Raw genomic sequence first — 25,794 nt, 5'->3', positions numbered from 1 at the left:
CACCTATCAGCCGACGCCGGGGGCAGTCACCGCACGCGGCCCGCGCCCGATCATCACCCACGCACTCAAGGCACTCATCAGCGCCAACCCCGAACACAACACCATCACCCATCGAAACCCCGATACAAACGACGCATTCACCGTCTGTCTCAAGGCCGCAGCCGCCGCGGCGTCGATCCCCTCGGGCAACCTCGCGCCGGCCAACTGACTGCGCTGCGCTTCAACGAACGCAGCCGCTTGTGCGGATGCACCGACCTCGCGCAGCCCTTCGGCAAGGCGCGCATCGAAGGCCCAGGCCATGACGACGCCGAACACCGCAATCGCCAACACAGAGGCCGTGCGCGACACAGCGTTGTTCACCCCCGATGCGATCCCCGCAAGATCGGGCCCCACTGCATTCATCACCGTGGTCGTCAATGGCGCGACCGTGATCGTCATGCCGAAACCCAGCGCTACCACTGCCGGAAAGAAGGCCGTCCAATAGTTGACACCAACCCCCGGCAGCGCAAGGAGCGCGAAGCCCACGGCCGCAATGCTCGGCCCGATCACCAAGGGCAATCGCGAGCCGAACCGATCGACCAACTGCCCTGCCCAGCCAGACAGCGCGAACATGATGAGGATGAACGGCAAGAATGCAGCGCCCGCCGCTGTGGCCGAATAGCCTTGCACCTGAATGAGATTGAGGGGGAAAAAATACAAGCCGCCACCCAGCGCTGCATACAACAGCAAAGTCAGCAGATTCGCGCCGCCGAAGTTGGCAATGCGCAGCAGCGACAACGGCAGCATCGGCGAACGCACCCGCAGCTCGACGATGACGAACGCAATGCTCGCCCCAACCCCGATGACCAATGCTGAAATCACCGGCACTGACGACCAGCCTTGCGTCGGCGCCTCGATGAATGCGTACACGACGCCGCCCAGCGCGATCGTTGCAAGCGCCGCGCCCCATAGATCGAGGGGCGCCGCCGAATCTCCGCCGCGGCTTTCAGGCACATGGCGCCACACGATCAGCAGCACGATCGCCGCCATGGGCACATTCACCAGGAACGCCCAGATCCACGAATAGTGATCGACAAGGAATCCGCCTGCCACCGGACCAATCGCTGCAGTGATGCCGCTGAACCCGGACCATGTTCCGATAGCGCGCCCGCGTTCCTTTTCGGGAAAGGACGCACTGATGAGCGCGAGACTGCCGGGCACCAGCATCGCACCGCCAATCCCCTGCACGGCACGCGCAACGATGAGCTGCTGCACGCTACCCGCCATTGCGCAGCCGATGGAGGCCAGTGCGAAGAGCCCGACGCCAATGGCAAAAATTCTGCGCCGTCCGAAATGATCGCCCAGCGATCCGCCGACAAGCAAGAGCGCCGCAAGAAACAACGCGTACGACTCCACGACCCATTGCGCCTGGAATGCGGTCGCGTGCAGGTCCGCCTGTATGGCGGGCAAGGCCACGTTGACCACCGTGCCATCGATGAAGGCCATGCTCGAACCGACGATCGCCGCGGCCAGCACCCATGGCTTGGATGCCGGCGGGCAACCTGCCGGCTCGCAGCCGACGCGAATGAGAGCGTCGTTGCCCGGTGGCTTGCCGATCTGACTCATGGGATGAACCTCAATGCCGAGCAGAACCTCGTGATAGATTGCGCGCGGGTGCCGACGACGTGTCGCTTGCCCGCTGCATGCACGAGAAGGGCAATCATGGTATCCCGGTTGGCGAGGCTTCTGAAATGGACTGCGTTGGTGGTGGGCATCGTCATCGTGACCGCAGTCGCACTGCGCACTTACGACATTCAGCGTGGGCCGCCGCTCGAACTCTGGCACACCTACGTGCCGCACGAACTCTCGCGCGACGAGCTTCGCAAGGCTGACTGGGCGACCTACATCGCGGCCGAGAACAAGGCGCTCGAAGAGGTTCGCACCCACGTGACCGAACAGCTGCCACCCGAGGCGCAGGTTCCGAGCAATCGCTACTTCACTGGAAGCCCGATCTATCCGGGCCACTTCGCGCAGGACTGGAACCGCTCATACATCCTCGAACCGCAAGGCACGCCGCGCGGGGCCGTCGTGCTTCTGCACGGATTGACCGATTCGCCATACAGCCTTCGGCACATCGCGGGCATGTACCGGGATCGCGGATTTGTGGTCGTGGCAATTCGCTTGCCGGGCCACGGCACAGTGCCTTCGGGCCTGACGCATGTCGATTGGGAAGATTGGTCCGAGGCAACGCGCCTCGCTGTCAGGGAAGCGCGCCGGCGCGTGGCGGCGCCCTTGCCTCTGCACGTCGTCGGCTTCTCGAATGGCGGCGCGCTGGCGATGAAGTTCGCGCTCGACGGGCTGGACGATTCGAACCTGGCGCGGCCTGATCGGCTGATCCTCATCGCGCCGATGATCGGCATCACCGAACTGTCGCGCTTTGCAGGCGTGTTCGGCTGGCCGGCTATTTTTCCTGCCTTCGCCAAGGCAGCGTGGCTGGGCATCGTTCCGGAGTTCAATCCGTTCAAGTACAACTCCTTCCCGGTGAACGGCGCACGGCAGTCGTCACTGCTCACGCGCGACCTGCGTGCGCACCTCGCCCGCGAAGAAAGCGCGGGCAATCTTGCCAAGCTGCCGCCGATCCTCACCTTCCAGTCGCTGATCGACTTCACCGTCAGCACCCGCGCGATCGTCACCGGCATGTATGCGCGCCTGCCCAGCAATGGGAGCGAACTGGTGCTCTTCGACCTGAACCGCAGCATCAAGTTTGGCCCACTGCTGCGGTCGGGCAGCGACCTGCGGCTCGACCGGGTGTTGCCGCCGGCGCCGAGGAATTTCCGCTCGACGGTGATCACCAACCGGGGACCGGACAGCCGCCAGGTGGTGGAGCGCGTCACCGAAGCCGGCGCCACGACGGAGCAGACGCGCAGCCTCGACCTGGAGTTTCCGCTGGAGGTGTTCTCGTTGTCGCACCTCGCGCTCCCCTTCCCCATGGACGATCCGCTCTACGGCATGCGGCCCGGGAACAACGACGAGTTCGGCGTCAATCTCGGCGCGCTGGCGGTTCGCGGCGAGCGCGGTGCGCTCATCATCAGCCTGGACTCGCTGTCGCGGCTGTCTTCGAACCCGTTCTTTCCTTACATGGCGGAGCGGATCGCCGAAGTCATCCCCGCCAAATAAGAACGAAGAACGCCGCCTCAGGCGTGCCGAGGCGCAGGCTGGCGAGTGCGCAGCGTGCTGCAAACCGCCGCCACCGCGGCGCAAGTGGCGGCCAGCGCCAGCGCGATGACCTGTCCCCTGCCCTCGTGCGGGCTCCAGACGCTGAAGATGCCAGCCAGCGCCGCCGCACCGAGCGTCTGGCCCGTGAGCCGTGCGGTACCCAGCATGCCGCTCGCGGCACCGCTGCGATGCGGCGGCGGCGAGGTCACGATGGTGTGGTTGTTCGGCGACTGGAACAAGCCGAAGCCAAGGCCGCACAGAACCATGCGCCATGCGATGTCCACGTTGGTTGGATGCGCGGGCAAGGCGGCGAGCAGGGCCAGCCCTGTGGCGAGCAGCGCCAAGCCGATGCCGCCGAGCAATCCGTCCGGGTACTTGCCGATCAGCCGGCCCGCGATCGGCGCCATGAAAACGATCGCCAGCGGCCAGGCGGTGATCAACAGGCCCGCTTCGAAATGCGACTTGCCATAGGTTTCGAGCAGCAGGAAAGGCAACGCGATGAAAGAAAGCATCTGCGCGCAGAAGGCGCCAACCGAGGTGCCCATCGACAGCGCGAACACCGGAATCCGCAGCAGATCGACCGGAAAGAGCGGCAGCGTCAGCTTGAGCTGTCGGCGCACATAAATGAAGCCCACCGCCACGCCGCCGATCAGCAGCGCCCATGCGCCGGCAGTGGTGCCCGCCTGCCCCACGGCGCCTTCGCGCACGCCCAGCCGGTCGGCGCCGATGAAGATCAGCGCGAACATCAATATGTTGAGCAGCACGTCCACGACGGAGAATCTCGAGCCCGAAGCCGAAGCGCTTTCGCTCGCCGGCAGAGATCGGTAGCCCAGCACCAACACCAGCGCGCCCAGCGGCACGTTCAGCGCAAAGAGCCAAGGCCATGACGCCACGGACAGGATCCCTGCGGCAACCGAAGGCCCGGCCACCGATGCCGTCGCCACGACCATCGAGTTGATCGCCATTCCGCGCCCCAGCTGGTCGCGCGGAAAGATCAGTCGGACCAAGGCCGCATTGACACTCATGATCCCGGCGGCGCCCAGGCCCTGCAGGGCGCGTGCGGCAATCAGCGTGCCCAGCGAATCCGCCAGCGTCGCGAAAAGCGAGGCGACCGCGAACAACACCATGCCCAGCAAATACACCCGCCGGTAGCCGAACAGGTCACCGAGCGATGCCAATGGCAGCAACATGACCAAGGTGGCGATCTGGTAGGCGTTGATCACCCAGATCGCATGCGATGCGTTGGCGTTGAGTTGGTGCGCGATGCCCGGCAGGGCGAGGTTCACGATGGTGCCGTCGAGCACCGCCACGGCGATGCCCAGGATGATGACCAGCATCGCTTGCCAGCGCTGCGGCTGGGGCAACCCGTCGCGCACGACGGAGGCGGAAAGGTGCGACGTCGGCATCGTTTCAGCTTGCTGCATACGCGGTCGCCTTGTGTTTGGAGGTCTTGGGGGCGATGGCGATCTTCGAGGAGCACGGGGAGCACAAGCAATTCATCCACGCATTGTCGCCAAGGAGTCGATGGGCCATCGGCAGCATGAAGCGGCGTGCTGTGCTAGAGCCAGCGGCAAGCGATCGCCAGATCATGCCGGCCAGCGGCGACCCCAGGGGCGGACTATCCCCAACTGGTCACCAGCCCGCCCAGAAGATATAAGAACCGTCGGCGGGTATTTCGCGGCCGACCCGTCCTCGGCTTCCTTGCTGCACCAACGACAGTTCGGTAAGGAGACAACATGCAGGATCTGCAATCTGGATTCCCGGTTCGACCGCTCCGCCTCGCGGCAATGGCGCTCGCGCTCACGTTCTCGGCTCCCATCCTTTCATTCGCCGCGGGAGTCAGCGTCAAGCTTGATTTTTCCAGTCCGAGCACCAGCCCATTTCCGAGTGACCGGTTCACGCAGCCGGACTGGACGCAGAACACATTCAAGCGCGTCAATCTTCCGAAGCCCAATTGCGCTGTGCGAGTGTCCGATTGCCAGGACATCGACGTCCTCAATACGCTCGACGGCTTCAATACGCAGCCCCGGATCACCGTGCCTTTCACGGGCGACATCGACTTGTCGACGGTCAACAGCGACACGATGTACCTGTTGAACCTGGGCGACACGCTCTCCGGCGCAGGGTTCGGCCACAAGGTCGGCATCAACCAGGTGTCGTGGGATACCGCCGCGAAGACGCTGGTCGTCGAATCCGACCAACTCCTGCAGGAGCACTCGCGCTATTTGCTGGTGGTGACCAGCGGGATTCGCGACAAGGCAGGCGACCCCATCGAAGGAGGCGCCTTTGCGCGGCTGGGCCTGCCCCTCGGCCGCGGCGAAGCGCAAGACCGCGACAGCATGGATTACCGCGGAGCTCTTCAGGGCGCTCAACGCTGGGTCCAGCCCGGCCGCAACCGGCTGGTCGCGCTGAGCCTGTTCACCACGCAAAGCATCAGCGCCGACCTGTTGAAGATCCGAGAGCAAATCCGGCGCTCCACGCCGGGCCCAGTGAATTTCGTGATCGGCAATGCCAATGGCAGCCCGGTGCGCGCCGTGTTTCCGGTGGCCGACCTGACTGGCATTCAATGGGTGCAGCAGACGGGCACCGCGCCTGCGTTCACGACTTCGACCGTCCCGACCACCGCATTGAATGTTGTGCCGGGCGCGGTCGGGCGCATCGCGTTCGGCAAGTTCCGCTCGCCCAACTATGAGAATGCCGCCCAGGTCATTCCGCCGACGGGCACCTTGCTCGGGCATCCAGCGCCGCAGTCCACCAATGACCTGGTGGTCGAAGTCTTCCTGCCGAGCGGCGCGCGTCCGCCGGGTGGTTGGCCGGTGGCGATCTTCGGGCACGGCTTCACCGACAGCATGTATGGCGCGCCATGGACCGTGGCGTCGGTGTTCGCCTCCAGGGGAATCGCAACCATGGCGATCAGTGTCGTGGGACATGGCGGCGGCGCATCGGGCACGCTCAACGTCGTGCCCAAGGCCGGTGCGCCAGTCGTGGTGCCGTCCGGTGGCCGCGGTTTCGATCAGGACGGCAACGGCATCATCGATTCGACCGAAGGGGTGAGCGCAGTCGGCGCGCTGTCGCTGGTGTCCAGCCGCGACGGCCTGCGCCAGACGGTCGTCGACCTGATGCAACTGGTGCGGCAGATCCAGGCCGGCATCGACATTGACGGCGACGGCTCGGTCGACATCGACAAGAGCCGCATCTACTACGCAGGTCAGTCCTTCGGCGGCATCTACGGCACCATCTTTCTCGGGGTCGAGGGCGCGGTGAGAGCGGGTATTCCGAACGTGCCTGGCGGCTCGATTCCCGAAGTCGCACGGCTTGGCGGTTTCCGGGTGCTGACGGCGGTTGCGCTCGCAACGCGCCAGCCGCAATTGCTCAATCTGCCGCCGACGCCGAATGTTCCCGCGCCCTACAACCTCAACTTCAACGAGAACGTTCCGCTGCGAGACCTGCCGCCGCTGGTGAACGACGTGCCGGGGTCCACGGCGATCCAGGAGGTTCTCGAACACAGCACGTGGGCTCAGCAGACGGGCAATCCGGTGTCTTACGCGCCATACATCCGCAAGCAGCCGCTGCCGGGCAACGGCCCCAAGCCGGTGATCGTGCAGTTTGCGAAGGGCGACGAGACAGTTCCGAATCCGACGACCACTGCCCTGATTCGGGCTGGGCAATTGGCGGATCGCGCCTTGTTCTATCGCAACGATCTGGCCTTTGCCGCCACGTCAGGTGCCGTCGGCAAGAACCCGCACACCTTCCTCACCAATATCGCCGTTCCGGCGGCCGCACCATTCGCTGTCGCTGCACAGACGCAGATGGCCGTGTTCTTCGCGACCGATGGTGCGCAGATCATCGATCCAGACGGCGCCGGTCCGGTGTTCGAGATGCCCGTGAATCCGCCGCTGCCTGAATCACTCAATTTCCTGCCGTGATGATGACTTCCTTCACCCCAGGACCATGAAAAGGGAAGCCGCGAAGCCAAATAGCGACCGCGATCAGCAGGTTTTGCAAGTCACTTGATGCACGTGCCTACGCGCATTGTGGTCAAGCGAGGGGTCCGAGGCAGTAGATTAGGGTTTACCCCAAAATCACTTCCTTGTGACCACCCCTTGAAGCGAAGTAATTTCATGCTGACCCTTTTGATCGTTCTCGGCGCAGCCGGCGCCCTCGTTTTTCACGGCGTCAAGACCTCCAAGATCATCGACGAAAACTGAGCCAGACTGAGCCGGCAAATCTCCCTTTCAGTGTTCTTCCCATGGCCTCGTACAGCAATGCACGAGGCCTTCTTGTTTGTGGCGCCAGCCGGGGCACCGGTACACAATGCGTGCTCCTCGCCCCCACCTGAAAGTGAAGATCGCTTTGGCATCCTCTTCCCCCTGGCCCGACAAGATCATGGCGTTGCTTCGCGCCGGCAATCCCGACGCGGCCATCGCGCAGATCAAGGTGGCTCCAGGCGTTCGTGAACTGCGCGCGCTGCAAAAAGCGCTCACGGCTGCGCACCTGACGGGCCGCTGGAGCAATGTCGACATCGCCGTGACAGAAAGCCTGGAGGCGCTCTCCGCGCCAAGGCTGCACCGGTCGCCTTAGCCGGGCAAGATTCCGGCCGCGTCTAGCCAAGAACGTCGTTCACCTGCTCATGGAATTCCGTCTGGCTGATCGCCGCGCCAAGCTCCCGCGGCAGGGCGTCGCGGACCGAGAACACGCCAAGGATCTTCTTGCCCGACACCAGCGGCAGATGGCGAAAGCCCCGCTCCAGCATCAGCACGATGGCGTCGGACACGCGTGTTTCCGGCGCTACGCAAATCGGATTGGGCGTCATGACCTCGCGCGTCGGCGTGCGGTCGGGATCGAGCCCCCGGGCCAGCACCCGCGTCATCAGATCGCGCTCGGTCAGGATGCCCAGCAGGATATCGGGCGGTTCCATGATGAGCACGCTGCCACAACTGGCGCGCGTCATCACGCAGGCGGCATCGCGCACCGTGGCCTGCGGGCTCAGGCTGATCACGTGTTTGCGCGAGATGGACTGGAAGACGGTGCGTTCGTCCATGGTGTTTCCTCCAACAGCCAGGCGCTATGGTGCGTCTTGCTTCCGGTCAGCGCAAGGAGATGTTGAGCCGCTCCAGCGCACCAGCTCCCGGACACAGCTCCGCCGGACCCAACGCGTTGAGAGGCCGCGCACTGGTGTTGAGCGCCGTGTGCAGGTCGGTCGCGAGCGGATCGACGTAGAGCAGGCCCGTGACGACCTCGCCCATCTCGTGGTGCCGCTGCATATACGCCATCGCGGCATGCCGATCGCCGGGGTTGTAGCCCTGATGCAGACTGCGAAGCCGCAGCAGGCTTCCATCGTGCTGGCGAACGTCCATCACTTCGCCGGGCGCCAGGTCGACGGTGATTTCGTCGCGTTCGCTGATGAAATCGATGCGGCTCACCGCTTCGTTGTGTTCACGCACGTAGTCGTAACTCTTCGTGCTTCCGGGGTGGTTGTTGAAGGCGACGCAGGGGCTGATCACGTCGATGAAGGCAGCGCCGCCGTGGCTGATCGCGCCCTTGATCAACGGCACCAGCTGCGCCTTGTTGCCAGAAAAGCCGCGCCCGACGTAGGTGGCGCCCAGTTGCAGTGCCATCGCGACCAGATCGACGGGGCTGTCGGTGTTGACGACGCCCTTCTTGCTCTTCGAGCCTGTGTCCGCCGTGGCCGAGAACTGGCCCTTGGTCAGGCCGTAGACGCCGTTGTTCTCCACGATGTAGGCCATGCGCACGCCGCGCCGCATCGCATGCGCGAACTGGCCAAGGCCGATGGAGGCCGAATCGCCGTCGCCGGAAACACCCAGGTAGAGCAGATCGCGGTTGGCGAGGTTCGCGCCGGTCAGCACGCTGGGCATGCGGCCATGCACGGTGTTGAAGCCGTGCGACGCGCCGAGGAAATAGTCCGGCGTCTTCGAGCTGCACCCAATGCCCGACAGCTTCGCGACACGATGCGGCTCGATGTCCAGTTCCCAGCAGGCTTCGATGATGGCAGCGGAAATCGAGTCGTGTCCGCAGCCGGCGCACAGGGTCGAAATCTTGCCCTCGTAGTCGCGCCGCGTGTAGCCGACCTTGTTCACGGCCAAGGTCGGATGGCGCAGACGGGGCTTCGCGAGATACGTCATGCAATCTCCTTCTTGTCGGCGACTTGGGCCTTCTTGCACACGTGCGCGTCGATGGCCTCGATGACGAAGCGGGCCGTGATGGGTGTGCCGTCGAAATGCAGGACCCGGATGAGCCTGCGCGGGTCGGCGTCCAGTTCGTTGATCAGCAGGCTGCGCATCTGGGCGTCGCGGTTCTGCTCGACGACGAACACTTCGTCGTGGTCCGCGAGGAACTGCGGCACGCTCTGAGGAAACGGAAAGGCCCGCAGCCGCATCGCGTCCAGATGAACGCCGCGTTGCTCGAGCGCCTCCAGCGCTTCGTCCATGGACGGGCTGGTCGACCCGAAGTAGATCACTCCCAACCGCGTCTTCTCTGCAGCAGGTCGAAGCACCGGCTGCGGCACCATCGTGGCGGCAGTCGCGAACTTCTTCAGCAGACGCTCCATGTTGTAGACGTAGTCGGGCCCGCGCTCCGAATACCGTGCATAGGCGTCGCGCGTCGTTCCGCGCGTGAAGAAGCTGCCCTTGGTCGGATGCGTCCCCGGCAGGGTGCGCCACGGAATGCCGTCGCCATCGACGTCCTTGTAGCGGCCGAAGTCCCTGCCCGCCTCCAATTCCTCCGCGGTCATGACCTTGCCGCGGTCGTAATCGCGGGCGTCGTCCCACTCAAAAGGCTTGCACAGGCGCTGGTTCATGCCGATGTCCAGGTCGGTCATGAGGAACACCGGCGTCTGCAGCCGATCGGCCAGGTCGAGCGCGGCCGCCGCGTGCTCGAAGCACTCGTGCGGGTCTTCCGGAAACAGCAGCACGTGCTTGGTGTCGCCATGCGACGCATAGGCGCACGAGAGGATGTCCGCTTGCTGCGTGCGCGTCGGCATGCCGGTGGAAGGCCCTCCGCGTTGCACATTGATGAGCGTGACCGGAATCTCCGCGAAGTACGCCAGCCCGATGAACTCCGTCATCAGCGAGATGCCGGGCCCTGAAGTTGCCGTGAAGGCGCGCGCGCCGTTCCACCCTGCCCCGACGACCATGCCGATGGAGGCAAGCTCGTCTTCCGCTTGGACAATGGCAAAGCGATGCTGGCCGGTGGCCGGGTCGACACGAAACTTGGAGCAGTACTTCTGGAAGGCTTCGGCCACCGAGGATGACGGCGTGATCGGATACCAGGCCGCGACCGTCGCGCCGCCATAGACGCAGCCGAGCGCCGCGGCACTGTTGCCGTCGACGAAGATCCGGTCGCCAACCCGATCAGCGCGCCGCACCTGCAAGCCGACCGCCGCGCGCAAATGCTCGCGCGCGAAGTCGCATCCCAGATGCAGCGCCTGTACGTTGGAGGCAAGCAGCTTCTCCTTGCCCTTGTATTGCTCGCCGAGCAGTTTTTCGACCACCTCGGGCTCGATGCCCAACAGCACGGCCAGCGCACCGACGTAGACGATGTTCTTGAAAAGCTGCCGCTGCCTCGGGTCGTGATAGACCGCATTGCAGATCTCGGTCAGCGGCATGCCGATCACGCGGATGTCATCGCGAAACTTCGATGGCGGCAGCGCCCGCGTGCTGTCGTAGAACAGGTAGCCGCCCGGCTCCAGTTCGGCCACGTCGGCGTCCCAGGTCTGCGGATTCATCGCGACCATCATGTCCGTGCCACCGCGCCGTCCCATGTGGCCCTGCTCCGACACCCGCACCTCGTACCAGGTCGGCAGTCCCTGGATGTTGCTCGGAAAGATGTTGCGCGGGCTCACCGGCACGCCCATTCGCAGGATCGCCTTCGCGAAAAGCTCGTTGGCCGAGGCCGAGCCCGAGCCGTTGACGTTGGCGAACTTGATGACGAAATCGTTGACCGCTTCGATCTGCCTGATGCTCATGCTCATGCGGGCACTCCCTGCTTCGGCGCGGGCTGCGCATCGCGAGACTTAGGCCCCGCCGGCGTCATCTTCAGCAGGAACTTCTGCATGTCCCAGGCACCCGTGGGGCAACGCTCGGCGCACAAGCCGCAGTGCAGGCAGACATCCTCGTCCTTGACCATCACCCGCCCGGTTTTCAGTCCGCCGGAAATGTAGAGGTCCTGTGCGAGGTTCAGCGCGGGCGCTTTCAGCCGAGGCCGCAAGTCCGCCTCCTCGCCGTTCTGGGTGAAGGTGATGCAATCCATCGGGCAGATGTCCACGCAGGCATCGCATTCGATGCAGGCGACTTCGGTAAAGACCGTCTGCACGTCGCAGTTGAGGCAGCGTTCGGCTTCCTTGAAAGCCGTCGCGGCATCGAAGCCCAATTCGACCTCGACGCGGATGCTCGCCAGCGCGGTCTCCGCCTTGGCCCATGGCACGCGGAAGCGCAAGTCGTTCGACGTGTCGTTGTCGTAGCTCCACTCATGGATGCCCATCTTCTGCGAGACGAGGTTGGTCATCGGCGCGGGCCGGACGCCGACATCCTGGCCATGGAGCATCCGGTCGATCGACACCGCCGCTTCATGCCCGTGCGCGACGGCCGTGATGATGTTCTTGGGCCCGAAAGCCGCATCGCCACCAAAGAAAACGTGGGGCGCGGTCGAGCGGAAGGTCTTCGCGTCCAGCACGGGCAAGCCAGACTTGTCGAAGGCGATTCCGCAGTCGCGCTCGATCCACGGAAATGCATTCTCCTGACCGACCGCCACGAGCACTTCGTCGCATTCGAAGAAGACTTCCGGATCGCCCGTGGGCACGAGCGAGCGCCGGCCCTTGTCGTCATAAGCGGCACGGACGATCTCGAAGCGCATGCCCACCAGCTTGCCGTCTTCGTGCACGAAAGCCTTCGGCACATGGAAGTTGATGATCGGTATGCCCTCGTGCTGCGCGTCTTCCTTTTCCCAGGGCGACGCCTTCATCTCGTCGAAGCCGCTGCGGACGATGACCTTCACGTCGACGCCGCCGAGACGCCGCGCCGAGCGACAGCAATCCATCGCCGTATTGCCGCCGCCCAGCACGATCACACGCTGGCCGATGCTCGTGACGTGCCCGAACGACACTGAATTGAGCCAGTCGATGCCGATGTGGATGCCGGCTGCAGCCTCCGCGCGTCCGGGCAGGTCGAGGTCGCGTCCGCGCGGCGCGCCACAGCCAATGAAGATGGCGTCCCAGCCCTGCGCCATCAGCGACTTCATCGACTCGATGCGCTCACCGCCGCGAAACTCGACACCCAGGTCCAGGATGTAGCCGGTCTCCTCGTCGATGACCGTCTCGGGCAGCCGAAAGCGCGGGATCTGCGTGCGAATGAATCCGCCCGCCTTCGCATCACTGTCGAACACCGTGACCTCATAGCCCAACGGTGCGAGGTCGCGCGCCACAGTAAGCGAAGCCGGCCCGGCACCCACGCAGGCAATGCGCTTGCCGTTCTTTGCGTCGATCTTCGGCATGCGCGCGCGGACGTCTTCCTTCATGTCGGCGGCCACGCGCTTGAGCCTGCAGATCGCCACCGGTTCCGGGTCCTTGGCGTTGCTTTCTTCCACGCGCCCCCGGCGGCAGGCCGGCTCGCACGGGCGATCGCAGGTGCGCCCGAGGATTCCCGGAAACACATTGGAGACCCAATTGATCATGTAGGCATCGCCGTAGCGGCGCTGCGCGATCAGTCGGATGTATTCGGGGACGGGGGTGTGCGCCGGACAGGCGTACTGGCAATCGACGACCTTGTGGAAATAGGCCGGGTTGGCAATATCGGTTCGCTGCAATGCGGTCTCCTGGCTGCCGCTCGCGGCCCCGGGGATGGGGCCGACGCGGGTTTTCGCCAGTATGCGCCGCGCGCGGCAAACAGGGCTCTTGGTGAAACCCCGCAGCAAGGCACGCTCGTCGCGCCCCCGATACACTGACTCGCTTCCACCCCGCACACCGAGGAGTCGATGCAATGTCCGCGAACGCAAATGTCACTGGCGAAGTCGAGTACCGCGCCGGTGACGGCCCCTTGATCCAAATCCCCAAAGGCCCGGTCGAAGTGAACCTTTCGTTCGACAGCGCGGTGATCAGCTGGGGGGACGGCGGCAATCCGCAGATCACCGCCATTCCGATCGCCGAGTACGAGCGGTACGTGCGCGAAGGCAAGATCGAGGCGCACCCCTAGGGCTAGAACAAGGGCGCCGTATCGCTTTCCGGGCGTGCGCCTTCGATCGCAAGCATGCGCAGCTTCGACGCCGTGCCGCCCGGCGCCGAAAAGCCGCCCCATTTGCCGCCTGCGGCCAGGACGCGATGACACGGCACCACGGGCGCAAAGGGGTTGAGCCCGAGTGCTTGTCCTACAGCCCGTGCAAGGCCCTTGTCGCCGAGTTCTTCCGCAATGTCGCCGTAGGTTCGTGTGCGGCCCGGCCGAATCCGGCGCGCAATTGCATACACCCGCTGATGAAAATCGCTGATGCCGTCGAAATCGAGTTGGATGTCCGCAAGGTCGAGCGGCTCGCCATCCAGCAGCGCACGAATGGCGGCCATGGCGCGCTGCACATCCAGAGGCGGCTCGGACTCGCTCGTCTGCGGATAGCGCCGCGCCATGTGGGAGCGAGTGGCTTCCTCCTCTGCTTCGGGCAGTTGCACGCCGACGATGCCGCGCGGGCCCCACGCGATGCCGCACGCGCCGATGGCGGTCGGAAACAGCGCGAAACCGTCGGGGCTCATGATCATGGCCGCCTTGAAGTTTTCAGACCGCCGCGCAGGCCGGCACCTGATTGGCCTTGATGGCCGAAACGCTGCCGGCGATCGCATCGGCCAGCTTCGCGGTCACGCGCTGCGCACCTTGCGCCAAGGCGTCGAATCCGGCGCCGACCGGCTCCGAAATGGACAACTGGCAGCCCGTGGCCGGTCCTTCGTCGGTGCGGCGGACTGTCCATGTAAAGCTGGCCTCGACACCGCTGCCCTCCACCGCGTCGAACTGACCCAATTGCACCGCGATGCGCGTTGCCGGCTGGCCGCGCTGGCGGCCCGTCTTGGTCACGTCCACGGCGCCGAGACGGCTGGCGATGCTGCTGCCCAGCGCGTCGCGCATTTCGTTCTCGAAAGAGGATGACCAGCGGTGATCTTCGAGGATGTCGACGGCGGGGCTGCCCGGGGCACCCTTCTTGCGGACGACCATTTGCGGCCGCGCGAAGCGCTCGGGCATTGCGATGGGCGCCAGCTCGATGTAAGCCGGCGCGGCGGCGCTTGCCGCAGGCGCTTTGGTCGAAGCCGAAGTCTCGGCGAGGCTGTAGTACTGGGGCCCACCGGTGCTGCCGCAGCCGGACCCCAGGAGCGCCAATCCCAGGGCCGATGCCATCGCGGCGAGTCGGAGTCTTGCCGTAGCAGCTTTGGTTGTCGTCGTCATCATTTCTGCTTGTCCTCCGGCTTGCCGCGGATCAGTGATTCGGGATGGCGTTCCAGGTAGTCGGTCAGCACGCGCAGCGAGCCTGCCGCGCGCGTGACTTCCTGCAGCGTCTGCCGCAGGTCCTGTTGCAGCGGCGAATCGTCGGAGATGGTCTTTTCCGCCGAGTTGAGCGTGCGCCGCACATCTCGCATGGCGGCCGCCATCTCTGGCGACACATCGTTGTTGAGCGTCTTCGCGAGTTGCTCCGTGCTGCCGAGCGTCCTGTTCATCGACGCCAGCGTCTTGCGCAGATCGGCGCTGAGCTCGTCGAACGGCACCTTGTTGACCTTGCGCATGATGTCCGTGACCTGCGACTGCAGCTCATCGAGGCTGTTGGGAACAGTCGGGAACTCGATCGGCGACTGCCTCGAATCGAACTTGACCTTCGCCGCTTCCGGGAAGAAATCCATTGCGACATACACCTGCCCCGTCAGCAGGTTGCCGGTGCGCAACTGGGCGCGGAGCCCCTTGCCGATCAGGAAATTCCAGCGCTCTTCCGGCGTTGCCTGCGCAAAGCGCGACGAAGACGGTGCGCCTGTTGCAGCGGCCGCGGCGACCCTGCGCCTCAGGCGGTCCGGATAGATCTGCACCACCACCGGCATCCTGAAGGCACGTTCGCCCACATCGAACTCGACACCGATCGACTTGACCTCGCCGATGACCACGCCCCGGAAATCGACCGGCGCACCCGGCGAAAGCCCGCGGAGCGACTGGTTGAAATACAGCAGGAAGGTCTGCGACGGACCGTCAGGCTCCTTCATGGCCATGACCTCGTCGCTCGCGAGCGTGAAAGCGGCGTTCTCTTGTGCGACTGGCCCGCTCACATCGTCGGGGGACTGGAAGGCGATGCCGCCCAGCAACACAGTGACCAGCGACTGCGTACGCACTTTCAGCCCGCCGGCGCCCAGTTCGACGTCGAAGCCGCTGGCATGCCAGAAGCGCGTGTTGACGCCGACGAACTTGTCATAAGGCGCGTTGATGAAGACCCGCATCGTCACGCCGCGCCCGTCGCCGTCGAGTTCGAAGGCGGCAACCTGCCCGACCTTGATGCGCCTGAAATACACCGGCGAGCCGATGTCGAGCGAGCCGATGTCGCGCGCGTGCAGCATGAACTGCCGCCCCGAGGCATCGCGCGTGACGATGGGCGGGACCTCCAGCCCGGTGAATTCGCCGGCCGTGTCTTCCGACGTGCCTGCATCGGCGCCGATGTAGGCACCGGAAAGCAGCGTCCCCAATCCGGAGATTCCGGAGGTATCGAGCCGCGGCCTGACCACCCAGAAGCGCGTGTCCTTGGCGGTGAAGGCCGAGGCCTCCTTCCGGAGCTGGACCAGCACGCGCACATGAGACCGGTCGTTGGCGAGCCGAATCGTCTGCACCGTGCCGATCTGCACGTCCTTGTACTTGACCGCCGTCTTGCCGGCTTCCAGGCCCTCCGCGGTGCGGAAGGTCAGCACGATTTCAGGGCCGCGCTCCATCAGGATGCGCGCGACCAGCGTGATGCCGACCAGCGCGGCCACGATGGGGATCAGCCAGACCAGCGACGGCAGCCAGTTTCGTCGTCTCGCGACCACTGGTGGCGCCAGCGGAGGTGTCGTCATAGGGTTCCTTCACTTGTCTTCATTGGCTCGTCCGACGCCGCCGGGCTCCGGCGAGTCTTGCGCATGTCCCACGTCAGGCGCGGATCGAAGCTGATCGACGCCAGCATTGTCAGCACCACCACCGCGCCGAAGGCAGCGATGCCGACGCCCGCGGTGATCTCGGCGAAGCCCTGGATGCGCACCAGCCCGGCCAGCAGCGACACCACGAACACGTCGAGCATCGACCATCGCCCGATGACTTCGAGAACGCGGTAGAGCTTGGCACGCTCCAGCTGGCGCCAGTCGCTGCCGCGCTGCGCCATGAGGTTCAGCAGCGTCAATGCCGTCAGCTTGAAGAGCGGCACCAGAAAGCTCGCGATGAAGATCAGCGCGGCAAGGCCGTAGGCGCCCGACACCCAGAAATAGATCACCCCGCTGAGGATGGTGTCCTGCTGCGTGCCGAAGAGGCTCTTGGTGATCATCACCGGCAGCATGTTGGCGGGCAGATAGAGGATGGCCGCCGCGACCAGCAACGCCCAGGTGCGATTGATGCTGTCGGGCTTGCGCGTATGCAGGCGCGTGCTGCAGCGCCCGCAGCGTTCGCCCTCTTGCGCGCCTTCCCAGACGGCGCTGCAGTGATGGCAGCTCATCAGGCCGCGCTCGGCGGCGGTCTCGACGGGCTCGGCGGGCTGCGGCGCAGCGTTGTCGTTCATTCGTCCTGTCCCGCGCGCGGCTCGAAAGCCATTTCCCAGAAGGACCGGGGGTTGAACGACAGCACTGCAGTCAACAGCACCGTCAGCGCCACGAAGGCCCAGAGCGCCGGCCCCGGTATGACCTTGGCCATGCTGCCGAGCTTGATGATCGCGACCAGCACCCCCAGCAGAAACACCTCGATCATTCCCCAGGGCCGAAGCGCCTGCAGCGCGTTCACCAGCACCGTGAATCCGGTCGGGCGCCGTTCGTACGCCATCGGCACCAGCAGATAGAAGAGGATGCAAAGCTGCATCAACGGAAACAGGATGGTGGTCGCCAGCACCAGCAGCGCCACCGGCGACATGCCCTCGGTCGTCAGCGCGATGACGGCGCCTGCCAGCGTCGTTTCGCTCGTCAGCCCCTGGAGCTGGATCTCGACGATCGGAAAGAGATTGGCGATGGTGAAAAGGATCAGGCAAGCAACGGTCAGCGGCAGCACGCGCGCATTCAGGTCCCCGGAGCAACGGTCGAGTTCGGTGCCGCAGCGCGGGCAGCGCGAGACCTCGCGCGCAGCCAGCGGCACGCGCCGGTAGATGGCGTCGCAGCCTTCGCAGACGATGGCGTCGGGTACTTCTTTCATGGCTTCGGCCGCCCATTGTCCGCGACGTTGGCGACCAGAAAGTCAAGCAATGCGCGCACCCGCGCCGGCAGACGGCCCGCCTTGCCGAGATAGACCGCGTGAATGGGTGCGATGTCGCCCGGATTGAACTCTTCCATCACGGGCGTCAGTCTGCCTTCGTCGATGTCCGACTGCACGTGATAGAGCGACAGCCGGCCCAGCCCGACGCCAGCAATCAGCAGCGCGCGAAGCGTTTCGCCATCGCCGGCCCGCACGTTGCCTGCAATGGGCATGTCGATCGCCTTGCCGTCGACACGCAAGGGCCAATCAGGAATCGTGCGCCGGTAGCTGAAGCCGAGGCGGTTGTGCGCCTCCAGTTCCTGCGGGGTACGCGGCGTGCCGTAGCGTTCCAGATAGGCGGGCGAGGCGACGATGGCCTGCCGGGTTGCACCAAGACGGCGCGCGACGAGATCGGATGCGGGCAATTCGCCCCAGCGAATCGCCACGTCGGTGCGCTCGTCGATGAGGTCGACCACGCGGTCGGTGACCACGATGTCCAGCGTCACTTCCGGGTATTGCTCCAGAAAGCGCGGAACGAGCGGCACAAGCACGTGCTGACCGAACGAAACACTGGCGTTGATGCTGACTCGGCCGCGCGGCAGCGCCCCGGCCGCGGCGGAGCGTTCGGCCTCGTCCATATCGGCCAGCACGCGCACGCTGCGCTCGTAGAAATTCCGGCCCTCCGGCGTGAGTTGCAGCTTGCGGGTGGAACGATGCACCAATTGGGTTGCGAGCCGCGCCTCCAGCCGGGCAATGAGCTTGCTGATCGCCGATGGAGTCATCCCCAGCACGCGAGCGCCTGCGGAAAAGCTGCCTCGCTCCACGATCTGGACGAAGGCTTCCATTTCACCGGAACGATTTACCTCGATGCGTGGCATGGATGGGGCGGTCGGTATATGTGACTTGAACTCACAGTTGCAATTCCGAGCGGCATTCTAGTCATTGAAGGCAGGCGACGGCACAGTACGGAACATCATGCCCATCGCTCTACTTGCCCTCACCGCCGGCGCCTTCGGAATAGGCACCACCGAATTCGTCATCATGGGCCTGCTGATGCAGGTTTCGTCGGATCTTCATGTCTCCATCGCCTCTGCCGGTCTGCTGATTTCCGGCTACGCGATCGGCGTTGCAGTCGGTGCGCCGTTGCTGACCATCGCCACTCGCCGATTGCCCCGCAAGACCGTGCTGCTCGCGCTGATGGCAGTGTTCACGATCGGCAACATCGCCTGTGCCCTCGCGGCCAACTACGAGATGCTGATGGCCGCACGCGTCGTCACGTCGCTCGCGCACGGCACCTTCTTCGGCGTCGGCTCGGTGGTCGCGACGGGGCTCGTGCCGCCCGAGCGCCGCGCTTCGGCGATTTCGATCATGTTCACGGGCCTCACTGCCGCCACACTGCTTGGCGTGCCGGCTGGCGCATGGCTCGGCCTGCACTTCGGCTGGCGCGCCACTTTCTGGGCCGTGGCGCTGATCGGCGTCATCGCCTTTATCGTGCTGGCTGTTTTCGTGCCGCGCGGCAAGGCTGAAACCCGGCACGCCCCGCTGCGCGACGAGATCGCTGTGCTGGCCCGGCCACAGGTACTGCTGGGGCTCGCCATGACCGTGCTCGGCTTTGCGGGGGTGTTTCTCGTGTTCACTTACATCCAGCCGCTGCTGACGCAAATCACCGGCGTCTCCGAAGCGGCGGTGTCGCCCATCCTGCTGGTGTTCGGTGGCGGCCTTGCGATCGGCAATCTGCTCGGCGGCAAGCTCGCGGACCGTGCGCTGATGCCGGCGCTACTGGGATCGCTGCTCGCATTGGTCGTGGTGCTCGGCGCGATGCAGTGGCTCATCCACACGCCCGTCACCGCCATCGCGTTCGTGCTGCTGCTCGGCATCGTGTCCTTCGCCACGGTTGCGCCGCTTCAGATGCGCGTTCTGGAGAAGGCTTCCGGCGCGGGACAGAACCTCGCGTCCAGCCTCAACATCGCTGCCTTCAATCTTGGCAATGCGCTCGGCGCGTGGGTGGGCGGCGTGGTGATCGATCGCGGGCCTGGACTTTCGGCGCTCGGCTGGGCAGCGGCGCTGATCACGCTCGCAGGCTTGGCGATTGCACTCTGGAGCCGCGCGCTGGACCGTCGCGAAGCGCTACCCGCTTGCGCGGTTGCCGGCGCCTGAGGCGAACCGGACGCGCCGCAAGCTGCTTCAACCAAAGGTGAACGCATAAGCCTGCACCCCGCTATCGAGAAATTCGATGTCGAACAAGCGATCCTTCCCGTTCGTCTGCTGGCGCACGAGCTGATAGAGCTTCTGCGCCTCGATGGTGCCGTAGCCCTGTTCGTCGGTGTCCGCGCCGTGGTCGGCCAGCGGAGGTTTGCCGTCCACCAGCACACGGAAGCGCACCGCCTTGCCATCGGCAGTCGGGCCGAGCACCAGATGCAGGTCGCGGGCCTGAAAGCGATAGACGATGTGGCTGTTCGAGCGATTCGACACGGCACGTTCGGCCTCCACGGTCCAATCGCCATCGAGCGCCCATTGGTTGGCGCGCAGCATTGCGGGGCGCTGGTAGGCATGCGCGCGACCGCTCACGAGGCCACCGGGCGACGCGAAGCCACTGGCACGCTCGGCGCCCACATAGGTCTCGCCGGACATCGCGAGCTCAGGGCCGGGCGCAGCTTGCGTGCCCTGCCCCTTCGGCGCGACCAGACCCGAAGGCACGTTGCGCTGTCCCGCTTCGGCGAGCAACTGCTGGATGACCTGCTCGGCCCTGCCGTAGCCGCTTTCGCCGAACTGGTGATGCCGGATGCGGCCCTGGGCATCGATGAAATAGAACGCGGGCCAGGATTCGTTGTCGAAGCCACGCCAGATCTTGAAGTCGTTGTCCTGCGCCACCGGAAAGCCGATGTCCAGATCCTTGGTCGCCTTGCGCACGTTGGCCGAGCGCTTCTCGAACGCGAATTCGGGCGAATGCACGCCGATGACGACAAGGCCCGTGTCCTTGTACTTCTCGGCCCACGCACGAACATAAGGCAGCGTGCGCAGGCAGTTGATGCATGAATAAGTCCAGAAGTCGACCAGCACGACCTTTCCGCGCAGGGCCTGGGGCGTCAGGGGTGGCGAATTGATCCATTCGGTCGCGCCTGAAAGTGACGGGAAATCGCCTTCGACGCCAAGCTTGCGCAGGGACAGCGGCGCCGGAGTGATGTCGGCTGCGGGCATGAACGCCACGTCCTTGTCTTGCTGCGTTGGAGGTCTGGGCCTGTCGATCCGCTCCACGAGTGCCTGCTCCAGCGCCGACGTGGTGCCAATCGAGAGGCCCGCCAGCAACCCGGTATCGAGCCCCAGCGCAATCGCGCCCACACCCACCAGCACGGCGGCGCCGGCAGCGCGGCGAACCCACTCGCCCGTGTGCAGCGAACGCTTCATGAGCGCGAACATGCGTCCGCCGAACAGCAGCGCTGCCGCCAGCGATGTGCAGGCGCCAGCCGCATACGCCAGCAACAGCAGCGAGGTGCCGGCGCTCGCACCGTTGAGCGCCGCCCCGGTCAAGATGAGCCCAAGGATCGGCCCTGCGCACGGCGCCCACAGAAGGCCGGTGCCGACGCCCAGCAGCAGCGGCGAGAACATGGACGCCTTGGCTGCCCTGCCCTCTGGTTGCGGTTCGGCCAGGCGGATGCCCAGCATCACCAGCGGTCGGCTCATGCGATCGGCAAGGCCGGGGAACAGCAGCGTCAGGCCGAACAGCGCGAGCATTGCAATCGCGACATACCGCCCGCCTTCATTCGCCGCGACCACCCAACCGCCACCGACGGCCGCGAGCGTGGCGACGGCGGTAAAGGCCACGGCCATGCCCAGCAACATCGGCAGCCCGTGCGAGCGGAATGGCCGGTCAGCCCGCGCGAACACGAAGGGCAGCACCGGGAGAATGCAGGGGCTCAGGATCGTGAGCACCCCGCCCAGGTAGGCAATGAGAGGAATCAACATGGTTCGGACCTCGGCATGGAAGCGTGGAGAGCCTTTGAGGTGTTCATGGTGAGGTGGATGGTGAGGAGTGCCTCCAGGCCGCCTTCGGGGCGGTTCTTCAGCGTCAGCTCGGCGCCCATAGCCATCGCGAGCTGGTGCGCGATCGCCAAGCCAAGTCCCGTGCCGCCAGTGCTGCGATTGCGGGAGCTCTCGACGCGGTAGAACGGCTTGAGCACGGCGTCCAGTTCGTCGGGCGGAATGCCGGGGCCGTTGTCGATCACGGCGATCGCCAGCTGGCCTTCACTCGGGGACACACGCACGCGAACGTCGCTGCCGAAGATCAGCGCGTTGTCGATCAGGTTCATGACGATTCGGCGCAGCGCGTTCGGCCGGCTCACGATGGGCGCACCGGCACGGCCTTCCAGGTGGACTCGCTTGCCGGCATCTTCGTAGTCGGCCAGCATGCTTTCGAGCAGCGCGTCGGCATCCATGCGCATCGGCGGCTCTGTGGCACCGTGCAGCGTGCGGGCATAGGTCACGCCTTCGCGCACCAGCGAATTCATCGCATCGAGGTCCTGCCGGAACTTGGTGCGGTCGTGGAGGTCGTCCATCATCTCCGTGCGCAGGCGCATCCGCGTGATCGGCGTCTGCAGATCGTGCGAGATGGCCGCGAGGATCTCCACGCGCTCTGACATATAGCCGCTGATGCGCTCCTGCATGGCGTTGAAGGCGCGCGCGGCGTGCGCGACCTCGGTCGGACCTTCTTCCGTCAGCTTCTGTGCCTTCAGATCGGGCCCCAGTTCGTCGGCCGCAGCCGCCAAGTCGGCCAGCGGCCGCGTGACCAGCCGCACGGCCGACCATGCGCAGATAGCCAGCACCAGCAGTTGAATGACGAGCACCCACATCACCCACGGCGACACAGGCATGCCCACGCGCATGGCATGAACCACCACGGAGGACCCATCGGTCAGCCGCACCTCGATCTCCAAACCCTCGGGCGGCTGGGCCACTTCCCCTACCTTGACGATCTGGAAGGGACGCATCGCGTCGACGATGGCCGTGGCGAACTGCTGCGACAGCTTCGATTGCGGAGCGCCGCCCTCCGCCGTGCCGCCAAGCACAAAGCGGTAGTTGCGCCGCTCCAGCCGCTTGAGCCATGCGGGCCTTTCCCCGGCGGGCAAGCGGTCGAGGATCGCCACCGAGCTGGCGATGTCACGCTCGATGCCCATCATCATCAGCTCGCGCATCGCCATGCCGCGCTCGTAGCCGATGACGGCGAAGGTCAGCAGTTGCGCAATCGCAAGCCCCACCACGATGATCAGCGTCACCCGGGAGAACAGCGAGCGCGGCACCAGGCGGCGCAGGCCGGTTGCGGTCTGTGCCGGTGGGACGATGGAGCTGGAGGGTGTGACCATGGGGCTGTTTATAGAACGGGGAAGGCGCTTCACTGCTGGCGTCGGCAACATAGTGTCGCGCTGCCCCTGCCGGATACTTGCGAATACAAACGGGGTCGCAGCGGCGCTTCGGCCCGCTACATTGCGGCTGCGGCGCATATCAAACCCATCCATGCCATGACCTCCAGACCCTCCGACCACATCCTCATCGTCGATGACGACCGGGAAATCCGCGAACTGCTCACGACCTATCTCGTCAAGAACGGGCTGCGCGTGGTGGCGGTGCCCACCGGGCGGCACATGCGTGCGGCGCTGGAGGAATCGGGCCCCTTCGACCTGATCATTCTCGACCTGATGCTGCCGGGCGAAGACGGACTCACGCTCTGCCGCGACCTGCGCACAGGCAAATTCAAGGCGACGCCGATCCTGATGCTCACCGCGCGCAGCGAAGAGGCCGATCGCATCCTCGGCCTCGAGATGGGCGCTGACGACTACCTGGCCAAACCTTTTTCCGCGCGCGAACTGCTCGCGCGCATTCGCGCCGTGATGCGGCGCACGCGCATGCTGCCGCCGAACATGGGCACGGTAGAACCCTCGCAAAAACTGGCCTTTGGAGACTGGCACGTGGACACGGTGGCGCGCCACCTCCTGGACGACAGCGGCACGATGGTGGCGCTCAGCGGCGCCGAATACCGCCTGCTGCGCGTGTTCCTGGACCATCCGCAAAAGGTGCTGAGCCGCGACCAGCTTCTGAGCCTGACGCAGGGCCGGGAAGCCGAGCTTTTCGAGCGCTCGATCGATCTGCTGGTGAGCCGCCTGCGCCAGCGGCTGCGCGAAGATGCCCGCGAGCCGCGCTACATCAAGACGGTACGCAGCGAAGGCTATGTCTTCGCCTCGTCTGTCGAAGCAAGGGACGACTGAGCGTCCTCTCCCAGAGCTTCTTCATCTCAGCCGCCCGTTGCCGGACCCTGTTCGGCCAACAGCGTCCGGATTTTTTTCTCCGTGGCGCCATAGCTGCCTTCGCCGAAGTGCGAATAGACGATCTTTCCCTGCTTGTCGATCAGGTAGACCGCCGGCCAGTACTGGTTGTCGAAAGCCTTCCAGGTGGCGTAGTGGTTGTCCTGCGCGACCGCGTGCGTGATCTGCAAGCGGCTGATTGCTTCCTGCACATTCCTGGTGGACTTCTCGTAGGCGAACTCCGGCGTATGCACGCCCACGACGACGAGGCCCTGGTCCTTGTACTTCGCGTTCCACTCCTTGATGTAGGGCAGGTGGTTGAGACAGTTGATGCAGGTGTAGGTCCAGAAGTCGACGAGCACCACTTTGCCGCGCAGGTCTTGCAGCTTCAACGGCTGTGAGTTGAGCCAATGGTCGATGTTCTGGAATTCGGGTGCCGTCCGCGCGGTGCTGGATGCGACGTCGCCGCCAGATGCCGGCGCCGCAGCTGTGAGGATGCCGATGGCCGCCGCAACGGCTGCGAGGCCGAGAAGCACATTGGATTTCATGGTCATGGCGGTTTCCTTGAAGAACGTATGGATCGAGTGAACGGATTGTTTGCCGCGCTCCTCTCTTGCGGCGGGCATTGCGTATGCCTTTGTGTCCAGCCCTCCCATTGCACACATTACGTTTCTCAATCGAGACGGCTCCACTTGCGGACGGCCATCGACGCGCCGCCTGTGAAAAGTAATGTCTAAGAAAGAGCGCGGGATACAGAGCGATACGCAATGGCGGATGAAGCGCGGCGCCGCCGGCAACATGAGGTCCTGCCAGTCCTCCCTTCGCTCTTCACGCCACTGTCTTTCCCCAGGAGAACCCGATGACAACCTCTTTCCAACTGCCCCGCAGAGCCTTTCTCACCGCAACTGCACTGAGTGCTGCTGCCGTTCAAGTGGCGGCTGTCACGCCTGCCTTCGCCCAGTCCACCGGCGCGCTCAAGCGCCTCGAACCGCTCAAGAGCATCGACGCGGGCACTCTCAACATCGGCTATTACGAAGCAGGCCCGGCCAGCGGAACGCCTGTGATCCTGTTGCACGGCTGGCCATATGACATCCACATGTTCGTGGACGTGGCGCCGGCGCTGGCGGCGTCAGGCTTCCGCGTGATCGTGCCGCACCTGCGTGGCTACGGCACCACTCGCTTCCTGTCCGCCGACACGCCGCGCAACGGGCAACAGTCCGTGGTGGCCGCGGACATCATTGCGCTCATGGACGCGCTGAAGATCCAGTCAGCCACCGTTGCCGGCTGCGACTGGGGTGCGCGCACCGCCTGCATCATGGCCGCGCTTTGGCCGGAACGGGTCAAGGCGCTGGTCTCTGTCAGCGGCTATCTGATCGGTAGCCAGGAGGCCGGCAAGGCGCCTCTGCCACCACAGGCCGAACTGCAGTGGTGGTACCAGTTCTACTTCGCGACCGAGCGCGGCCGCGCGGGCTACGAGAAGAACCGCCACGACTTCGCCAAGCTCATCTGGCAAACCGCGTCGCCCAAGTGGAACTTCGATGCCGCCACCTTCGAACGCAGCGCCGTGGCACTAGACAACCCCGACCACGTAGCCATCACCATCCACAACTACCGCTGGCGCCTCGGTCTCGCCGAGGGCGAGCCGAAGTACCAGGCGCTCGAAGACAAGCTCGCCAAGGCGCCCGTGATCGGCGTGCCGACCATCACGCTCGAAGGCGATGCCAATGGCGCGCCGCATCCGGAACCCAGTGCCTACGCGAAGAAGTTCTCCGGCCCCTACGAGCATCGGCTGGTGACCGGCGGCATCGGCCACAACCTGCCGCAGGAAGCGCCGCAAGCCTTCACGAAGGCCGTGATCGACGTCGCACGCGCATAGGAGGAACAAG

22 protein-coding genes are annotated in these 25,794 nt (G+C 65.0%); 7 read left to right on the top strand and 15 right to left on the bottom strand.

All coding sequences use genetic code 11. The features are described 5' to 3' along the window. Window positions 1-6: 6 nt before the first annotated feature. Window positions 7-1,605 (bottom strand): MFS transporter, encoded by a 1,599-nt coding sequence (locus AC1DEK_RS00190; protein WP_478123185.1) that lies wholly within the window; start codon window positions 1,603-1,605, stop codon window positions 7-9. 96 nt (window positions 1,606-1,701) lie between these two features. On the opposite strand from AC1DEK_RS00190, the gene AC1DEK_RS00185 reads away from it, so the two are divergent. Then, complete coding sequence (locus AC1DEK_RS00185) at window positions 1,702-3,156, top strand: alpha/beta hydrolase (RefSeq protein ID WP_478123184.1); 1,455 nt, start codon at window positions 1,702-1,704, stop codon at window positions 3,154-3,156. A gap of 17 nt (window positions 3,157-3,173) precedes the next feature. Here the strand turns inward: AC1DEK_RS00185 and AC1DEK_RS00180 are convergent, their stop codons facing one another. Continuing rightward, window positions 3,174-4,619 (bottom strand): MFS transporter, encoded by a 1,446-nt coding sequence (locus AC1DEK_RS00180; protein ID WP_478123183.1) that lies wholly within the window; start codon window positions 4,617-4,619, stop codon window positions 3,174-3,176. A 312-nt stretch (window positions 4,620-4,931) separates the two neighbouring features. On the opposite strand from AC1DEK_RS00180, the gene AC1DEK_RS00175 reads away from it, so the two are divergent. Together AC1DEK_RS00175 and AC1DEK_RS00170 are read left to right on the top strand one after the other, a co-directional pair. Then, window positions 4,932-7,121 (top strand): Ig-like domain-containing protein, encoded by a 2,190-nt coding sequence (locus AC1DEK_RS00175; RefSeq protein WP_478123182.1) that lies wholly within the window; start codon window positions 4,932-4,934, stop codon window positions 7,119-7,121. A 427-nt stretch (window positions 7,122-7,548) separates the two neighbouring features. After that, complete coding sequence (locus AC1DEK_RS00170) at window positions 7,549-7,776, top strand: hypothetical protein (RefSeq protein WP_478123181.1); 228 nt, start codon at window positions 7,549-7,551, stop codon at window positions 7,774-7,776. A 22-nt stretch (window positions 7,777-7,798) separates the two neighbouring features. Here AC1DEK_RS00170 and AC1DEK_RS00165 read toward each other — a convergent pair whose 3' ends face one another. From AC1DEK_RS00165 to AC1DEK_RS00150, 4 genes are read right to left on the bottom strand one after another with little or no spacing between them, the layout of a single operon-like run. After that, window positions 7,799-8,236, bottom strand: coding sequence for a CBS domain-containing protein (locus tag AC1DEK_RS00165; protein WP_478123180.1), 438 nt, complete (start codon window positions 8,234-8,236; stop codon window positions 7,799-7,801). A 46-nt stretch (window positions 8,237-8,282) separates the two neighbouring features. Then, window positions 8,283-9,338: a 2-oxoacid:ferredoxin oxidoreductase subunit beta gene (locus AC1DEK_RS00160; protein WP_478123179.1), complete on the bottom strand. Its 1,056-nt coding sequence runs from the start codon at window positions 9,336-9,338 to the stop codon at window positions 8,283-8,285. Further along, complete coding sequence (locus tag AC1DEK_RS00155) at window positions 9,335-11,179, bottom strand: 2-oxoacid:acceptor oxidoreductase subunit alpha (RefSeq protein WP_478123955.1); 1,845 nt, start codon at window positions 11,177-11,179, stop codon at window positions 9,335-9,337. The genes AC1DEK_RS00160 and AC1DEK_RS00155 overlap by 4 nt, the downstream gene beginning before the upstream one ends. 2 nt (window positions 11,180-11,181) lie before the next feature. Next, window positions 11,182-13,014 carry an FAD-dependent oxidoreductase gene (locus AC1DEK_RS00150; protein ID WP_478123178.1) on the bottom strand — a complete coding sequence of 611 codons (1,833 nt, stop codon included), beginning with the start codon at window positions 13,012-13,014 and terminating at the stop codon, window positions 11,182-11,184. A 173-nt stretch (window positions 13,015-13,187) separates the two neighbouring features. On the opposite strand from AC1DEK_RS00150, the gene AC1DEK_RS00145 reads away from it, so the two are divergent. Beyond that, window positions 13,188-13,400, top strand: a complete 213-nt coding sequence (locus AC1DEK_RS00145; protein ID WP_478123177.1) for a hypothetical protein — start codon at window positions 13,188-13,190, stop codon at window positions 13,398-13,400. A 2-nt stretch (window positions 13,401-13,402) separates the two neighbouring features. Here the strand turns inward: AC1DEK_RS00145 and AC1DEK_RS00140 are convergent, their stop codons facing one another. From AC1DEK_RS00140 to AC1DEK_RS00115, 6 genes are read right to left on the bottom strand one after another with little or no spacing between them, the layout of a single operon-like run. Further along, window positions 13,403-13,945, bottom strand: coding sequence for a methylated-DNA--[protein]-cysteine S-methyltransferase (locus AC1DEK_RS00140; RefSeq protein ID WP_478123176.1), 543 nt, complete (start codon window positions 13,943-13,945; stop codon window positions 13,403-13,405). A gap of 22 nt (window positions 13,946-13,967) precedes the next feature. Further along, on the bottom strand, window positions 13,968-14,630 hold the full coding sequence (locus tag AC1DEK_RS00135) for a PqiC family protein (RefSeq protein WP_478123175.1): 663 nt from the start codon (window positions 14,628-14,630) through the stop codon (window positions 13,968-13,970). After that, entirely contained in the window at window positions 14,627-16,264 is a 1,638-nt protein-coding gene (locus AC1DEK_RS00130; RefSeq protein ID WP_478123174.1) for a PqiB family protein, read from the bottom strand. The genes AC1DEK_RS00135 and AC1DEK_RS00130 overlap by 4 nt, the downstream gene beginning before the upstream one ends. Further along, window positions 16,261-16,956 carry a paraquat-inducible protein A gene (locus AC1DEK_RS00125; protein ID WP_478123173.1) on the bottom strand — a complete coding sequence of 232 codons (696 nt, stop codon included), beginning with the start codon at window positions 16,954-16,956 and terminating at the stop codon, window positions 16,261-16,263. Before AC1DEK_RS00125 ends, AC1DEK_RS00130 begins: the two co-directional genes overlap by 4 nt. Beyond that, window positions 16,953-17,576: a paraquat-inducible protein A gene (locus tag AC1DEK_RS00120; protein WP_478123172.1), complete on the bottom strand. Its 624-nt coding sequence runs from the start codon at window positions 17,574-17,576 to the stop codon at window positions 16,953-16,955. The genes AC1DEK_RS00125 and AC1DEK_RS00120 overlap by 4 nt, the downstream gene beginning before the upstream one ends. Further along, window positions 17,573-18,493, bottom strand: a complete 921-nt coding sequence (locus AC1DEK_RS00115; protein WP_478123171.1) for a LysR family transcriptional regulator — start codon at window positions 18,491-18,493, stop codon at window positions 17,573-17,575. Before AC1DEK_RS00115 ends, AC1DEK_RS00120 begins: the two co-directional genes overlap by 4 nt. Before the next feature lie 97 nt (window positions 18,494-18,590). Between AC1DEK_RS00115 and AC1DEK_RS00110 the strand changes: the two genes are divergently transcribed. After that, complete coding sequence (locus tag AC1DEK_RS00110; protein WP_478123170.1) at window positions 18,591-19,772, top strand: MFS transporter; 1,182 nt, start codon at window positions 18,591-18,593, stop codon at window positions 19,770-19,772. 27 nt (window positions 19,773-19,799) lie between these two features. On the opposite strand, the gene AC1DEK_RS00105 is transcribed toward AC1DEK_RS00110, so the two are convergent. Continuing rightward, entirely contained in the window at window positions 19,800-21,578 is a 1,779-nt protein-coding gene (locus AC1DEK_RS00105) for a cytochrome c biogenesis protein DipZ (protein WP_478123169.1), read from the bottom strand. Next, window positions 21,572-22,972, bottom strand: a complete 1,401-nt coding sequence (locus AC1DEK_RS00100) for a sensor histidine kinase (protein ID WP_478123168.1) — start codon at window positions 22,970-22,972, stop codon at window positions 21,572-21,574. The genes AC1DEK_RS00105 and AC1DEK_RS00100 overlap by 7 nt, the downstream gene beginning before the upstream one ends. Before the next feature lie 156 nt (window positions 22,973-23,128). Between AC1DEK_RS00100 and AC1DEK_RS00095 the strand changes: the two genes are divergently transcribed. Then, entirely contained in the window at window positions 23,129-23,872 is a 744-nt protein-coding gene (locus AC1DEK_RS00095; RefSeq protein WP_478123167.1) for a response regulator, read from the top strand. A gap of 26 nt (window positions 23,873-23,898) precedes the next feature. Here AC1DEK_RS00095 and AC1DEK_RS00090 read toward each other — a convergent pair whose 3' ends face one another. Continuing rightward, complete coding sequence (locus AC1DEK_RS00090) at window positions 23,899-24,462, bottom strand: thioredoxin family protein (RefSeq protein ID WP_478123166.1); 564 nt, start codon at window positions 24,460-24,462, stop codon at window positions 23,899-23,901. A 305-nt stretch (window positions 24,463-24,767) separates the two neighbouring features. On the opposite strand from AC1DEK_RS00090, the gene AC1DEK_RS00085 reads away from it, so the two are divergent. Beyond that, a complete protein-coding gene (locus AC1DEK_RS00085; RefSeq protein WP_478123165.1) occupies window positions 24,768-25,784 on the top strand; it encodes an alpha/beta fold hydrolase in 1,017 nt (338 codons plus the stop codon). Window positions 25,785-25,794: the final 10 nt, after the last annotated feature.

The sequence above is a fragment of the Variovorax sp. 10N420 genome (assembly GCF_056394705.1).
The sequence above is the reverse complement of the archived record's forward strand: the minus strand, read 5'-3'. Positions and strand labels throughout refer to the sequence as shown.